This window comes from Rhodospirillales bacterium RIFCSPLOWO2_02_FULL_58_16, assembly GCA_001830425.1.
Taxonomy (GTDB): Bacteria; Pseudomonadota; Alphaproteobacteria; order Rhodospirillales; family 2-02-FULL-58-16; genus 2-02-FULL-58-16.
The window spans coordinates 1-13,043 of record MIAA01000046.1; the positions used below are offsets into that span (position 1 = coordinate 1).

17 protein-coding genes, 1 tRNA gene and 2 pseudogenes are annotated in these 13,043 nt (G+C 58.9%); 5 read left to right on the forward strand and 15 right to left on the reverse strand.

Annotated elements, in window-relative coordinates; all coding sequences use genetic code 11:
• Positions 1 to 103: 103 nt before the first annotated feature.
• A complete protein-coding gene (locus A3H92_00725; protein ID OHC73673.1) occupies positions 104 to 436 on the reverse strand; it encodes a hypothetical protein in 333 nt (110 codons plus the stop codon).
• A 235-nt stretch (positions 437 to 671) separates the two neighbouring features.
• Between A3H92_00725 and A3H92_00730 the strand changes: the two genes are divergently transcribed.
• Positions 672 to 1,235, forward strand: a complete 564-nt coding sequence (locus A3H92_00730) for a hypothetical protein (GenBank protein ID OHC73659.1) — start codon at positions 672 to 674, stop codon at positions 1,233 to 1,235.
• 410 nt (positions 1,236 to 1,645) lie between these two features.
• Here the strand turns inward: A3H92_00730 and A3H92_00735 are convergent, their stop codons facing one another.
• The 3 genes and pseudogenes from A3H92_00735 to A3H92_00745 form a co-directional block, all read right to left on the reverse strand.
• A complete protein-coding gene (locus A3H92_00735) occupies positions 1,646 to 2,347 on the reverse strand; it encodes a DNA-binding response regulator (protein OHC73660.1) in 702 nt (233 codons plus the stop codon).
• A 71-nt stretch (positions 2,348 to 2,418) separates the two neighbouring features.
• Positions 2,419 to 2,679 (reverse strand): annotated as a pseudogene (locus A3H92_00740) (flagellar biosynthetic protein FliP).
• A gap of 1,065 nt (positions 2,680 to 3,744) precedes the next feature.
• Positions 3,745 to 4,026, reverse strand: a pseudogene (locus tag A3H92_00745) (hypothetical protein).
• An 82-nt stretch (positions 4,027 to 4,108) separates the two neighbouring features.
• On the opposite strand from A3H92_00745, the gene A3H92_00750 reads away from it, so the two are divergent.
• Positions 4,109 to 4,876 (forward strand): hypothetical protein, encoded by a 768-nt coding sequence (locus A3H92_00750; protein ID OHC73674.1) that lies wholly within the window; start codon positions 4,109 to 4,111, stop codon positions 4,874 to 4,876.
• Positions 4,877 to 4,908: 32 nt separating this feature from the next.
• Here the strand turns inward: A3H92_00750 and A3H92_00755 are convergent, their stop codons facing one another.
• The 8 genes from A3H92_00755 to A3H92_00790 all read right to left on the reverse strand — a co-directional run bounded on the left by A3H92_00755 (position 4,909) and on the right by A3H92_00790 (position 9,368).
• Positions 4,909 to 5,271 carry a transcriptional regulator gene (locus A3H92_00755; GenBank protein ID OHC73661.1) on the reverse strand — a complete coding sequence of 121 codons (363 nt, stop codon included), beginning with the start codon at positions 5,269 to 5,271 and terminating at the stop codon, positions 4,909 to 4,911.
• Positions 5,268 to 5,555, reverse strand: a complete 288-nt coding sequence (locus A3H92_00760; protein OHC73662.1) for a hypothetical protein — start codon at positions 5,553 to 5,555, stop codon at positions 5,268 to 5,270. The genes A3H92_00755 and A3H92_00760 overlap by 4 nt, the downstream gene beginning before the upstream one ends.
• A 102-nt stretch (positions 5,556 to 5,657) precedes the next feature.
• On the reverse strand, positions 5,658 to 6,428 hold the full coding sequence (locus tag A3H92_00765) for a hypothetical protein (GenBank protein ID OHC73663.1): 771 nt from the start codon (positions 6,426 to 6,428) through the stop codon (positions 5,658 to 5,660).
• 67 nt (positions 6,429 to 6,495) lie between these two features.
• Complete coding sequence (locus A3H92_00770) at positions 6,496 to 7,038, reverse strand: hypothetical protein (protein ID OHC73664.1); 543 nt, start codon at positions 7,036 to 7,038, stop codon at positions 6,496 to 6,498.
• Between the two features lie 46 nt (positions 7,039 to 7,084).
• Positions 7,085 to 7,864, reverse strand: a complete 780-nt coding sequence (locus A3H92_00775) for a hypothetical protein (protein OHC73665.1) — start codon at positions 7,862 to 7,864, stop codon at positions 7,085 to 7,087.
• A complete protein-coding gene (locus tag A3H92_00780; GenBank protein OHC73666.1) occupies positions 7,864 to 8,751 on the reverse strand; it encodes a bifunctional methylenetetrahydrofolate dehydrogenase/methenyltetrahydrofolate cyclohydrolase in 888 nt (295 codons plus the stop codon). Before A3H92_00780 ends, A3H92_00775 begins: the two co-directional genes overlap by 1 nt.
• Positions 8,744 to 9,076, reverse strand: coding sequence for a hypothetical protein (locus A3H92_00785; protein OHC73667.1), 333 nt, complete (start codon positions 9,074 to 9,076; stop codon positions 8,744 to 8,746). Before A3H92_00785 ends, A3H92_00780 begins: the two co-directional genes overlap by 8 nt.
• On the reverse strand, positions 9,066 to 9,368 hold the full coding sequence (locus A3H92_00790; protein OHC73668.1) for a hypothetical protein: 303 nt from the start codon (positions 9,366 to 9,368) through the stop codon (positions 9,066 to 9,068). Before A3H92_00790 ends, A3H92_00785 begins: the two co-directional genes overlap by 11 nt.
• A gap of 111 nt (positions 9,369 to 9,479) precedes the next feature.
• Between A3H92_00790 and A3H92_00795 the strand changes: the two genes are divergently transcribed.
• A tRNA-Ala gene (locus A3H92_00795) sits at positions 9,480 to 9,555 on the forward strand.
• 100 nt (positions 9,556 to 9,655) lie between these two features.
• On the opposite strand, the gene A3H92_00800 is transcribed toward A3H92_00795, so the two are convergent.
• From A3H92_00800 to A3H92_00810, 3 genes are all read right to left on the reverse strand, one after another.
• The gene (locus A3H92_00800) at positions 9,656 to 9,988 is read right to left on the reverse strand and encodes a hypothetical protein (protein ID OHC73669.1); all 333 of its coding nucleotides are present in this window, start codon (positions 9,986 to 9,988) and stop codon (positions 9,656 to 9,658) included.
• A gap of 83 nt (positions 9,989 to 10,071) precedes the next feature.
• A complete protein-coding gene (locus tag A3H92_00805; GenBank protein OHC73670.1) occupies positions 10,072 to 10,956 on the reverse strand; it encodes an RNA polymerase factor sigma-32 in 885 nt (294 codons plus the stop codon).
• Positions 10,957 to 11,059: 103 nt separating this feature from the next.
• Positions 11,060 to 12,022, reverse strand: coding sequence for an RNA pseudouridine synthase (locus A3H92_00810; GenBank protein ID OHC73675.1), 963 nt, complete (start codon positions 12,020 to 12,022; stop codon positions 11,060 to 11,062).
• A 33-nt stretch (positions 12,023 to 12,055) separates the two neighbouring features.
• Between A3H92_00810 and A3H92_00815 the strand changes: the two genes are divergently transcribed.
• Both A3H92_00815 and A3H92_00820 read left to right on the forward strand, forming a co-directional pair.
• Positions 12,056 to 12,421, forward strand: coding sequence for a hypothetical protein (locus tag A3H92_00815; protein ID OHC73671.1), 366 nt, complete (start codon positions 12,056 to 12,058; stop codon positions 12,419 to 12,421).
• Positions 12,418 to 12,843 (forward strand): hypothetical protein, encoded by a 426-nt coding sequence (locus A3H92_00820; protein OHC73672.1) that lies wholly within the window; start codon positions 12,418 to 12,420, stop codon positions 12,841 to 12,843. The genes A3H92_00815 and A3H92_00820 overlap by 4 nt, the downstream gene beginning before the upstream one ends.
• Positions 12,844 to 13,043 lie beyond the last annotated feature (200 nt).

A 13,043-nucleotide genomic window follows, 5' to 3' on the forward strand; every position in this document is an offset into this window, starting at 1 on the left:
TCTGAAATTGTTTCACCGGACGCCGCATCCATGAACAAGGAATTGGAAACCGCCGTTTACTGTCGAAATTGTTCCCTGTAAAGAAGAATTTTACAGCCCGTGATCATGAAGCCTTTTCGCTTTCATCAATGATCTGCCGGCGCGCTACGGGAAGCTGCTCATTTAATTTATCGCGCAACTGGTTCTCGGTTATCGCCACGCCCTTGCCGGCGAAATCGGCCATTACCTTACGCACCACGTCGTCGATTCCCGCCTCTTCCATGTCCGCAGAAACAACCTCCCTGGCGTAGACCGCCGCCGCGTCGCCGGTCAGGTTCATTTTTTCGGCGGCCCACAGGCCGACAAGTTTGTTGCGCCGCGCCTCGACTTTGAACTCCGATTCATGCTTGAGGGCGTGACTGGTTTCATGGGCCGTGCTCTTTTTATGGATAACCATTAGGGCGTTCTCCTGAAGAAGTGTTGACTTGCCGGCAACATAACAGGCATTGGCCCCCGGGGCCAGAGTGTGGGATGATGTTTTCATGAGATGGCGGCATAGCTTAGAGCGCGGAACCCGTAGCGCCACGCTTGTGGCGATTGTTTCGGGGATATGTTTCGCGGCGGGTCCTTCCCGGGCCGAGCCGGGTTGCCCACAGGATGCCCAAGCGATCCAGGGGGCCGCGAGCGTGACGATGAGCCTGATTCAGGGAGGCGTCACCGTCAATAACGGCTATGGCCGTGACGACTTGAAGCGCATCAGGCAGAAGAACGGCGGCGTAACGCCGTCCGGCACATGGCGCCTGCTCGGATTAACCGTGACCGAGTTCCGCTTCAATATGCGCGTTAATGTCAGGGCCTATCAAATTCGGGAAAATCATTTTTGCGCGGTTATCGAGTCGCTCGACGCCGGCGTCGGCTATACGGATTTCATTGTGTATATCGACCGTAAATACCTCCAGGGAAGCTGCGAGTACCGTTTGATCAGAAACCACGAGGATGAACACGTCGGCATCTATCGGGACAACCTGATTCACTACGCGCCGCTCCTGCGGAAGGAATTGACCGACGCCGTGCGCCGGATGGGGCCGATCTATGTGGATTCGGCGGATCGCGGCGCGAAGCAGGCGCAAGCCTTTGTCCAGGAAAAGATCAAGCCGCTTGTTGATAATATGCAACGGACGGTGGACGACCGTAACGCAAACATCGACACCAAGCAGTCTTATGAAAGCATCCGAAGACGATGCAGTAACTGGTAAATGAGCTAATGACAAGATATTAATCCTTGCATTTTGCGAATTTGTCAGATATATTCGCTTTTTGTTCCTTACGGGGACGGGTGTTGGAAATTGTGAATATGCATTCGGCGTAAATTCCTCCCCCTTGCTTCAGGTCAGGAGGGGGTCGTTGCGGCAACCTCCCCTTGCCCCTCCTTGGTAAGGAGGGGAAAAAAGTGAGGGGGGGAAAATTCCTCCCCCTTGCTTCAAGAGGGAGGTCAGGAGGGGGTGGCGGGTCGGAACAAAATGACGACAAATGACGACAAATGACGACATTTTACGGCGTTTTTAGGGGTGGTTTTGTTTGATATCAATGGGTTAAGGACGATTCACCATGGTTAATTCGTCATCTAACGTGTATAAAACGTCATTTAACGTGGTTAAAACGTCATTCAGGTCGTTGTCTGTTCGCCGCCGCCGTCCGGGTCGCGCAGGACGTAGCCGCGACCCCATACGGTTTCTATGTAGTTGACGCCGCCGGTGGCGTTGCTCAGTTTTTTGCGTAGTTTGCAGATGAAGACGTCGATGATCTTTAATTCCGGCTCGTCCATGCCGCCGTACAGGTGATTAAGGAACATTTCCTTGGTCAGCGTCGTTCCCTTGCGCATCGACAGCAGCTCAAGGATGCCGTACTCCTTGCCGGTGAGGTGTACGGGACTGCCGTCCACTTCCACCGTATGGGCGTCCATGTTGACGCTCAAACGACCGGTGTGAACGACCGACTGGGCATGGCCCTTGGAACGTCTGACGATGGCCTGGATGCGGGCCAGCAGTTCTTTCTTGTCGAAGGGCTTGGTCAGGTAGTCGTCGGCGCCGTAGCCCAGGCCTTTGACTTTCTGCTCCGCTTCGCCGAGGCCCGATAAAATCAGCACCGGCGTTTCGACGCGGGCGTCGCGCAGTCGGCGCAATACCTCCATGCCGTTGATGTCGGGCAGCATCAGGTCCAGGATAATGAGGTCGTAGTCGTAAAGCTTGCCGATTTCCAGGCCGTCTTCACCCTGATCGGTGACATCGACCACGATCCCTTCGGTCTTGAGCATTATCTCGATGCTTCGCGCCGTCGCGGCGTCATCCTCAACAAGAAGTATGCGCATGACGTAACCCCTCCCCGTTAACGATTGTTAACCATAAATACGTCGGCGGTGACTTTCAAGTCTATAGAGCATCAGCCGGTAAAACTTCGCACCAGACTGCCGACGATCATGTACCAGCCGTCAACCAGAACGAAGAAAATGATCTTGAAGGGCATGGCGATCATGACCGGGGGCAGCATCATCATGCCCATCGACATCAGCACCGAAGACACCACCATGTCGATGACCAGAAACGGGATAAAAACGATAAACCCTATTTCAAAGGCGCGTCTTATTTCGCTGATCATGAACGCCGGAATCAGCACTCTCATCGGCATCAACTGGGCCTGGGTCTGAGCCTGCTCTTTGGTCAGGGGCGGAGTCTGGGGCGCGGCCTGGGGCGGGGGAGGCAAAGTTTGTCCTTGAGTCCGGGGCTGCGCCTGAGTCTTCGTCTTCGCCTGAACCCTGGTCTGGGCTTGGGTCAGGGCCTGGACCTGGGTGAGGGGAATCTTGGCGATCTCGGAAAACAATATCAGGTCCTGTTCGCGGACATGCTGCAACATGAAGTCGCGGATCGGCGCGATGCCGCGATTATAGGCTTCGATTTCATCAATCTCCTCGTTGATCAGGGGCTGTACGGCCTGGGTGTAAATGGTGTCGAAGGTGGGCATCATGATAAATATGGTGAGGAACAGCGCCAGACTTACCAGCACCTGGTTGGGGGGCGATTGCTGGGTGCCTATGGCCGTGCGGACGAACGAAAGAACGATGACGATGCGGGTGAACGAGGTGACCATGACCAGAATGGACGGGGCCAGGGTCAGCACCGTCATCAGAATGACAAGCTGGAAGATGCGTCCCGCCGACGAGCCGCCGGCGCCCGCCATATCCACGGTAAAGGATTGGGCCGCCGCCGGAGCCGCCGTCATGACCGTCAGCACGGCGGCGATGACGGCGCCGCTGATAGCGGCAAGAGTCAGGTTGCTCCGGTTCTGTTTCACCGTTGATTCAAGGATAACATCGCTGCTTTCCGCCGGCGGGATGATGCCGGTCTCGATCAACAGTCCGCTCTCGCCGCCCAGCATGATAAGATGCTCGGCGCCGTCCCGCCGGAACAACACCAGCCGGTGCTTGGGGTCCAGGTTTTTCGTTTCGATCACCGCCAGCCGGCGCTTGTCGCCTTTCTTGAGGGCGGGGGAGAAGCCTACCCCGATTTTACGCAACAGCGCCGCCATCATGCCGATCAGGGCAAGGACGAAAACCAGCGCCGCCACGGCGTAGAGATATCCCGACATGCTAATATCCACGGCGGCCTCCCGTCGTGAAAAGCCGGGGCGCCGCGAGCTTGTTCATTCAGTCGTCTCCTTATTGTCGGGGTCGCCCGCAGGTTCATCGGAAAAGGACGTTGTCGCTCCCGTCGCCCGATAGACATAGGCAAGGATTTCGGCAACGGCGGCGAAGGCCTCCACCGGAATTTCGCTGTCGAGGTCAAGGGCGCTCAGCAACTGGGCCAGATCGGCGTCTTCGCGGACCTTGATGCCGTTGGCGAAGGCGATCTGTAGAATCTGTTCGGCGACCGCCCCTCTGCCGGAGGCCAGCACAACAGGCGCTGACCCGCTTGGGGAGTCGTAGCCGAGAGCCACCGCCATCGATTGTTTTTTGACTTCGGATTTGTTGTCAGTGTCCGGCAAGACGCATATCCATTATTGTATCAAGCTGCGGATTATCAGGCGTCATGGTTAAGATTTATTTAAATGGCGCAGCCGACTTCGATCAATCATGATGTGCCGGATGTTTGTTCTTAAAACCTTGATCAAGGCCGCTGTGTTGCCGCCCGGCTTATTCATCGTGATGCTCTTCGCCGGGCTGGCGGTTATCGGTCGGAGAAGAAGGCCGGGCATGGCGCTGATAGCGGCGGCGGCTATCCTGCTGTTGGTCCTCAGCCTGCCCGTGGTCGCCGTTGCCTTGGCCGATAGTCTGGTCAAGCACTCCCCGCTGGATCCGACGCGCCTTCCCGCCGCCGCCGGAGACGCCGGGGCCATTGTCGTTCTGACGGCGGGCATTACGACCGACTCGCCTGAGTACGGCGGCGACGTGGCCGGCATGGCGTCGGTTCAAAGGGCATTGTACGCCGCTTTTCTGCACAAAAAAACGAATCTTCCGATTCTGGTTGTCGGCGGCAAGCCGCGCCCCTCAACGCTGTCCGAGAGCGAGGCCGTGCGCCGACTCCTGGAAAATGAGCGGGGCGCGTCGGTTCGCTGGTTGGAAGAACAGGCCAAGGATACGGAAGAGAGCGCCGCCAACAGTTTCGCCATGCTCCGGGCGGAAGGCGTCAAGACTATTTTACTGGTGACCCATGTCTACCATATGCGGCGCGCCGAGTTCATGTTCACCGGCGTCGGATTCAGGGTGATCCCCGCCGCCGTCGGGTTCAGATCGGCAACGGAGTCCTCGGCCTATGATCTTTTGCCCTCGGCGTCGGCGCTGTCCACCGCCGCATGGGCCATTAACGAGTGGCTGGGACTGGCCTGGGGTAAAATGAAAGCCTAAAAGTGGTAGGCGAAGCCGACGCCGCGTTCACGTCACGCCGCTGCCCGCAAATCGAAATCGGCATGGATAACGTCGAACGGCACGAGAATCTTTCTGTCGTCGGTTCGCTCGATGAAGCCCCATTCGAGCAGCACGGCGGCATCCTGGTGCACGCGCTTGACATCTCGTTCCAGCGCGCGCGCCAGCCCCCGCAAGCTGACCGGCCCTATGGCCTGCAGGCGTTCGATCATCTCCCAGCGCTTTGGCGAAAGGACGGCGAACAACTGCGCGGGTGAGCCGAACGTAAACACATCGGCATTCGATTTCTCTGTCTTCCATGCGTGGATAAAGCCCTGCGCCGCTTCGGCGATTACGGCTTCGTCGTCCTTGCAAATCCGGATGATCGCCCTTCTCATTTTTCCGCCCTCCGCTTGCGGACTTCGGCAAGGAAGTCCTCGATGAGAGTCTCGACGGTCGTGAACCGATATGACCGCTCTTGTCCGTCCCGATGACAATGGTCGCCTTTTCCCCGTTCGTTATCGTAGCCGACGATCCGCGCCCCATCGCGCCCATAGAACAGGCGGTACCTGTACGGATGGGCGCAATCCGCGATGGGATGGGGAAGCCGCCAGATAACCATTTCCAGGATCGCCCCATCCGACAGAACGTTTTTCGACCGCCGGACGATCCAAGCCTTCATGTTGGCGACAATGCCAACAATCCGGCGTGTTGTCAAGCACGACAACAATATCTGGCCGTCGGCAAATGTTTCGCAGGCGGTTCAATTTGGTCGGATAATGCTCTAAAAGTGGTAGGCGAAGCCGACGCCGCCGTAACCCTGGAATTCCTGTTGCGTCAGGGGGCTGTCCTTGGCGTCGCCGAGCAGGGTGCTTCCCCTGATAAGGCCCAACATGCTCCAGTCCTCGGATATTTGGTAATTGATTTTTAAGCCGAGGCCGGCGTCGGCAATGCCCATGCTTGGAGAATATTCCCTGAGATTGCTGTCTGATGCTTCCCGGGCGTTGATGCCGAAATAGGTCTTCATTTCGTTGTCGTTGAAATAGTCGGCGTCGGCGCGCACCACGACTTCCCAATTCTTGTTTATCCGCGTGCCGTAGGCGAGGCCGAGATTGGCTCGGGCGCCTTCGCTGCTTCCCGAGACCGCGTACAGCGCCGTAGCGTCCAGTTTCCAGTGGCTGAAGGCGAACTCGGCGAAAGCTCCGACCTGTGTGCCGAAGTCGATATTGTTGATGCCGGAAGGGCGATCACGGCTTCCCCAATAATAATGAGCCAGGGGGCCGAAACGGAAATTACTGGTTTTTATGGCGTTCCAACCCAATCCGTCCTGGGCGCTTAGAAAGACCTTGTCCTTCCATTTCGCCTCAATGATCGGCAACGGCCAAGCCTGATATTTGTCGCTGCCGACATATTCAGGCTGCGCGGCGACGCCGGGGCCGACGGCGAAGCTCCAATCATCAAGGGTCGGACCGGCTTGTGACCCGGCGGTCCACGTCGTCATGGCGATCAGCAGCGAAAGCGAAAACGCTCCCGCCGCTTCGGCTTTTACGACCATACCAATCCTCACTGATTAACCCCAGAGCGCCCGACTGCCTCTACGGTAGTAAGAACTCCGCCATAAATCAACGTGATTTACTTAGAGCGACAGGATTGCGCAAGGCATGGCCGGCAAGCAGGCCGACGGCAATAATTCCCGTCGAGGCGGCGAGGAACCCCGCCATGTAGGATACGGGGGAAGCCGCCGACGGCAGTTCGGCGCCATGAACAAGCCCATGGAACAACGCGAACAGGGCAACCGCCGAGACGCCCGCCGTTATTTCCGGCTTGATCGCCAGGGCAATCAGCAGACCTAAAGCCGCCGCCGATCCGGCGACGCCGAATTCAACGCCCGGCAAGGCGACGCCGAGCATGCCGGCGGTCGCGCCGACGGCTAATGCCGCAAGGAACGACAGGGGAAGGAGCCAAATCGAGCGTTGCCCGATCTGAGCCGCCCATACGCCTATGGCGGACATGGCCAGCGCATGGTCAAGCCCCGACAAGGGATGGGTCAGTCCCGCCGTCCAGCCGCCGGCCACCGCGTCCGTAATATGGGCGGCGGCGGGAAGGGAGCCGCCGATAGCGGCAACAAGCGTAAAAGCAATAATCAGCGCCAACCTCATGGTCATTTATCCCTTATCGCCGAGCGATTAAAAATAACGGAACGGATGAAGCTTACGGCGGACGGCCCGAGCTTTCAAACTTTTTGTGCCACCGCCGCAACAAATCGACGTCCACATAGTTTTTGTCGAAAGCGTCTCCTTGCCTGATCTCAAAGGGGCTGTCCGGTTCGCCCAGATCGCTGAGAACGGCGACGGCCCCGGAGAAGTCTTCGTCATGCGTGTAGCCGGTAGTGGTGATCACCGCGCCGATGCCGGCGCCCCGGCACGCCTTCAGGCCGTTTGATGAGTCTTCAATGGCGAGACAGGCGGCGGGATCAAGCCCCAGGATATCAAGCACCCAACGATAAATATCGGGCGACGGTTTCAGATTTTGCACCCGTCCTCCGGCGCCGATGGCGTCAAACCATCTCAGCGCCCCGCCGCCGATAGTGTTCCTGAACAGGGCGACGATGTTGGCCGGGCCGGTGGTGGTGGCGATGCCCAGGCGCATTCCCCGGTCGTGGGCTTCACGGATCAGCCGTTCGACGCCGGGACGCAAGCCGACGCCGCCCCCGGCGAGCAGGTCGGCATAGATTTTCGTTTTCAGTTCGTGGATGCGCTCGACGCGCTCGTCACCCTCGGGGCCGGCCGATCGATCCTGACCGATCTGCTTAAGGTAATGGCGGATGCGCGCCTTTCCTCCGGCGACCGCCAACAGCCGCGCATACAGCTTTTGGTCCCACGCCCAGCCGAGTCCAAGTTCGGCGAAGGCGGCGTTGAAAGCCCGGCGATGGGCCTCCTCGGTATCGGCCAAAACGCCGTCAACGTCAAAAATCAGGGCGTTTAGCTCCATCAGATATTCGGGTCTTCCAGGCCATGTTGGCGGCAGGCGGCAATCAGGGTGTTGCGAAGCAGGCAGGCGATGGTCATCGGGCCGACTCCCCCCGGTACCGGCGTGATGGCGCCGGCCGTCTTGAGCGCCGCCTCGAAGTCCACGTCGCCGACCAGTCTGGTCTTGCCTTCGCCTTTTTCCGGGGCCGGAACGCGGACGATGCCGACATCGATAACGACGGCGCCGGGCTTGATCCAGTCGCCCTTGACCATTCGCGCCGCGCCGGAGGCGGCGACCAGAATATCGGCCTGGCGGCATTCCCCGGCCAGATCGCGGGTCTTGGAATGGGCGATGGTGACCGTGCAGTTCTCGCGCAGCAGCAAAGCCGCCATCGGCTTGCCGACAATATTGGAACGGCCCAGGACAAGGGCCTTGAGGCCTGAAAGATTCCCCAGGTGAGCCTTGAGCATCATGATGCAGCCTTGCGGGGTGCATGGAACCATGGCCTCGGCAATGCCGGCGGCCAGCCTCCCGGCGTTGATCACATGGAAACCGTCCACATCCTTGGCCGGGTCGATGGCGTTAAGCACCGCCTCGGCGCCGATATGAGCCGGCAGAGGAAGCTGCACCAGGATGCCGTTGACCTTGCCGTCGTTGTTGAGGTCGGCGATCAACCGGAGCAGTTCCTGTGCGCCGGTTTCAGCGGGAAGAAGATTTTCGAACGAAACCATGCCGACCTCGGCGGTCATCCTGAGCTTGTTGCGCACATAGACCTGACTTGCCGGATCATCGCCGACCAGCACCACCGCCAGCCCCGGCGTCAGGCCGAGCCTGGCGACCTCGGCGGCGATCCGCCGTCTCAGGTCGGCGGCCAGGGCGTTGCCGTCAATAATCACGGCGTTACTCACGGGCGTTATCCGCCCACTGATTGAGCCGTCGGCCAAGCATTTCGGCGTCGCCCTTGATGAACAATGTTTTGCGGCGGCCGGAGGCGCCGACGGCGACTTCCAGAGAGGTTTTAGGCAGCCCCCATTCCTTGGCCAGCATCCTTATCAGCGCGGCGTTGGCCTTGCCGCCTTCCGGCGCGGCGGTAACGGAAGCCTTGAGAACGCAGTTGCCGTCGGCGTCGTCGGCAAAGCCGGAAATCCGGTTATGGCCGGCTTTGGGAGCCAGCTTGACATTGACCTTGACGCCCGAGGGGGCGGCGGTGAAAGGAGACGCTTTATGAACCAAATTTTGCAATCACCTGCGACAACATATCCTGGGCGAAGATAAGGAGAAAAATCAGCGCCACCGGCGACAGATCGAAACTGCCCATGTCGGGCAGAACCCTGCGGATCGGACGCAGCGCCGGCTCGGTCACCCGGAAAACGAAATCGCCCACCATGAAGACGAACCGGTTGTGCATGTTGACGATGTTGAGAGCGGAAAGCCAACTCAGGACAACCCCGATCACGACCACCCAGATGTAGAGGTCGATAATCATGAAGATCAGTCTGAGCAGGGGGCCTGATACGATGTCCATGGCGTTAATTCCAAACGGATGAGAGCGGGCGCTAACCTAGCTTCTCAATGTTTACGGCGCAAGGAGGACCTTGACAGCCGCCTAAGACGAAACCCATTATCCGCACCGATCGGGGCCGTAGCTCAGTTGGGAGAGCGTCGCGTTCGCAATGCGAAGGTCAGGGGTTCGATTCCCCTCGGCTCCACCACCCCCGATCAGCGGCTAAGGAGGCGGTCAACGTGGTGGGGAAACCTTCCCACCAATGTCGCGGTGGCCTGCCCGCCATGAGTCGAAACGTTGCCGCCTGTTCAAGATCGCTCATAAAGGAGTCTCCCTTCCTTCATGGCGTGGGCGACGATGTGATTCATGGAGCGTTGCCGGCGGACTACTTCGTCCCGGCTGTAGAGCAGTATGTCCTTTGAAATTCGGAAATCGGCAATCGCCTTGCGGATGGCTTGCAGTTCCCGCCAACGGCTCCGCCCCGTGAATCCCTCCCGCTCCATCACCAGCAGGTCGATGTCAGACTCCTCGGTGGCTTCTCCCCGCGCCATGGAGGAGCCGAAGAGAATGATCCGCTCCGGCTGTACGGCATCGACTATGGAGCGGACCATGGCGGCCAAATCGGTTTCGGTGATGATCATGGCATCCTCGTCAACAACTCCGGGAGGATACAGAAGTTCTCCGGGTTAATCATTGATAATCTTGGAAGGCAGCCCAGCCCCCCTCAGCAGCTAAGACGCCGGCCGGCGGCGGCGTTTTTGACCGACTTCCGGACTTTATTGAAAGCCATAACCTCGATCTGGCGGACGCGCTCGCGGGAAATGTTGAATTGCCGGCTGAGGTTCTCAAGGGTTGACGGGTCTTCCTTCATCCGCCGTTCGGTGAAGATGAAAGACTCGCGTTGTGAAAGCTCTCCCATGGCGGCGGCCAGAAGCTCATGGCGGACGGCAAACTCCTGCGCTCCGGCCAGGGTTTCCTCCTGGTTGCTTTTATCATCAACCAGCCTGTCCTGCCATTCTCCGTCTTCCTCGTCGCGCAGCGGAGCGTTCAGCGAGCTGTCGGGCGCCGACAACCGGCGGTTCATGTTTATCACCTCCTGCGCGGAGACCTTGAGGCGCTCGGCGATGGAGGCGACCTGCGCGGGCGACATATCGCCTTCGTCCATGGCCCCGATGCGGGTTTTCATCTTGCGAAGATTGAAGAACAGTTTTTTCTGGGCCGCCGTCGTCCCGATCTTGACCAGCGACCAGGAGCGAAGAATGTACTCCTGAACGGCGGCGCGGACCCACCACATGGCGTAGGTTGAAAAACGGAAACCCAGCTCCGGATCGAAGCGCTTGACCGAGTGCATGATTCCGATATTGCCTTCCGCGATGAGTTCCCCCAGCGGCAGGCCATAACCCTTGTAACCCGTGGCGATCTTGACGACCAGACGCAGGTGGCTGGTCACCAGCTTGTGGGAAGCCTCGATATCCTGACGGTCGCGCCAGGAACGGGCGAGGGCAAGTTCCTCCTCGGCGGCGAGCATCGGGAACTTCCGGATTTCATTAAGGTAGCGGGAAAGATTTCTTTCGGGAGAGACATCAAGTCCGAGCGTAAACGTACCCATGCGACAACACTCCTTGTTATCCCCTCGTTTCGCAGCCTCCCCGCCTGCCGAAGATATTTGACAGGGTAGATAATATCATAACTATGTAATTTAGTAAAGTATTTTATCTTACGTCTAATTCACGGCATAACTCATTTATATCATTAGATAAAACGCTGTTAAACACCAGCTTTTCCATAGTCTTCGGATGGGTGAACCCCAGCAGATAAGCGTGAAGCGCCTGACGATTAAAGGCGGAGACTATCTGTTTCAGCGTCTCGGGAGCGTCTTTGAGGCGGTTTTTCACGCCTCCGCCGTACAGCGGATCGCCGATAACGGGATGGCCGAGGGCGGTCATGTGAACGCGGACCTGATGGGTGCGGCCCGTGAACAACCGGCACTCGACCAGACAGGCCAGGGTTCCGTAAGACTTAAGCGCCTGATAGCGGGTCAGCGCCGGTTTTCCGCCCTGTCTGACCACCGCCATTTTCTTGCGGTTAACCGGATTGCGGCCGATATTGCCTTCGATCTCGCCCCGGCGCGGGTTGGGAACGCCCCACACCAAGGCGTAGTAGGCTCTTTCCAGATTATGCCCGGCGAACTGTTCCGCCAGGCAGCGATGAGCGTCGTCATTCTTGGCGGCCACCATCACGCCGCTGGTGTCTTTGTCCAGACGATGGACGATGCCGGGACGTCCGGCGCCGCCGATGCCTGACAGGTTTTCCCCGCAGTGAGCGAGCAGGGCGTTGACCAGCGTGCCGCCGCGATGGCCAGGCGCCGGATGAACCACCAGCCCCGCCGGTTTGTCGATAACGATGATGTCGTCGTCTTCGTAAATCACGTTGAGGGGAATGGCCTCGGGATGAGGCGTCGCCGAATCAGGGGCCGGAACGGCGATGGTAAAGGACTGAGATTCTCTGATCTTATAGGCCGGATCATTGCCTGCTCCGGCAACCTGCCCCGCCTCGATCAGCGCCTTGATGCGGGTGCGCGACAACGAAGGCAGGGCGTCGGCGAGAAACTTGTCCAGGCGCATGCCGGCCTTGTCTCCGGGTACGGGAACGGTATAAGTGAATGGCGAAGGCATATCGATCATCCTTCAACAGACCGGAGCAACATCATGCGGGGCCTCAAGTTCCTTGTTATCTCGATGGGAGCGTTGATCGTCATCGGCGTCACGCTCCTCATTTATGGTTTATACAATCAGGCGAACGGCCCCGATGTCGCTCCGGCGCCCGTGAAAGCCGAAACGGATTCGAAAGCGGCGCGGGCATCCCGCCGCCAGAACAGGGAACCATCCAAACCCTTCGGCGACGTGGATGTTCCCTTGCCCGCAGGTTGCCATGTCGCCGCCATGCCCCCGGCCATGGGCCGACATCTGTTCCTGCAAATCGGACCCGCCGGCCCTCCGTGCGAGAGCGTCATCGTCTTTGACCTCCATAAAGGCGTAGTGCAGGGAACGCTGCATATCAAGCCTGCGCCGTGATTCGCCTGTCTCCTTCCCTGCGGGAGCAAATCACCGCCGCCGCCGAGGCCGCCTACCCGGCGGAGTGCTGCGGCCTGCTGACGGGAAGCGGGCAGACGGTGACGCGGACGGCGCCCAGCCCCAATGTCACCGAAGAAAACGCCGATAACCGCTTCGAGGTTGATCCCGGATTGCGCTTCGCCCTTATGCGCGAATTGCAGAAAAGCGGCGAGCGCATAATCGGCCATTACCACTCCCACCCCGACCGCCCGGCCCGGCCTTCCGAGTATGACCGCAAGATGGCCTTCGAGCCGGAGCTGGCGTGGGTGATCGTCTCGGTGATCAACGGCAAGGCCGCCGGGATCGCCGCTTTCATGGCGGACGGAGAGAGCAACGGCTTCAGGGAGATTGAGTTACAAATCACGGACAGCCCCATGCTTTAAAATCCTCCCCCTTTCCAAGGGGGAGTTAGCCTGTGTGTTTTGACACAGAGGCACAGAGGCGCAGAGAAGATTAAGCGAAGTTTTCTTCCTGCTTTTTCTTTTTTTCTATCTTCCTCTGTGTCTCAGTGCCTCTGTTGTCTAATTCCGGTTCTGCCGTCAAGCTCTTCCGAACCTTTCTTTTGTCCTTCACCGGGAACACG

Excerpts from the sequence above, each read along its gene's own strand:
- A3H92_00725 (OHC73673.1), bottom strand. The coding sequence starts at position 436 with ATGGTTATCCATAAAAAGAGCACGGCCCATGAAACCAGTCACGCCCTC.
- A3H92_00730 (OHC73659.1), top strand. The coding sequence starts at position 672 with ATGAGCCTGATTCAGGGAGGCGTCACCGTCAATAACGGCTATGGCCGT.
- A3H92_00735 (OHC73660.1), bottom strand. The coding sequence starts at position 2,347 with ATGCGCATACTTCTTGTTGAGGATGACGCCGCGACGGCGCGAAGCATC.
- A3H92_00750 (OHC73674.1), top strand. The coding sequence starts at position 4,109 with ATGTGCCGGATGTTTGTTCTTAAAACCTTGATCAAGGCCGCTGTGTTG.
- A3H92_00755 (OHC73661.1), bottom strand. The coding sequence starts at position 5,271 with ATGAGAAGGGCGATCATCCGGATTTGCAAGGACGACGAAGCCGTAATC.
- A3H92_00760 (OHC73662.1), bottom strand. The coding sequence starts at position 5,555 with ATGAAGGCTTGGATCGTCCGGCGGTCGAAAAACGTTCTGTCGGATGGG.
- A3H92_00765 (OHC73663.1), bottom strand. The coding sequence starts at position 6,428 with ATGGTCGTAAAAGCCGAAGCGGCGGGAGCGTTTTCGCTTTCGCTGCTG.
- A3H92_00770 (OHC73664.1), bottom strand. The coding sequence starts at position 7,038 with ATGACCATGAGGTTGGCGCTGATTATTGCTTTTACGCTTGTTGCCGCT.
- A3H92_00775 (OHC73665.1), bottom strand. The coding sequence starts at position 7,864 with ATGGAGCTAAACGCCCTGATTTTTGACGTTGACGGCGTTTTGGCCGAT.
- A3H92_00790 (OHC73668.1), bottom strand. The coding sequence starts at position 9,368 with ATGGACATCGTATCAGGCCCCCTGCTCAGACTGATCTTCATGATTATC.
- A3H92_00800 (OHC73669.1), bottom strand. The coding sequence starts at position 9,988 with ATGATCATCACCGAAACCGATTTGGCCGCCATGGTCCGCTCCATAGTC.
- A3H92_00805 (OHC73670.1), bottom strand. The coding sequence starts at position 10,956 with ATGGGTACGTTTACGCTCGGACTTGATGTCTCTCCCGAAAGAAATCTT.
- A3H92_00810 (OHC73675.1), bottom strand. The coding sequence starts at position 12,022 with ATGCCTTCGCCATTCACTTATACCGTTCCCGTACCCGGAGACAAGGCC.
- A3H92_00815 (OHC73671.1), top strand. The coding sequence starts at position 12,056 with ATGCGGGGCCTCAAGTTCCTTGTTATCTCGATGGGAGCGTTGATCGTC.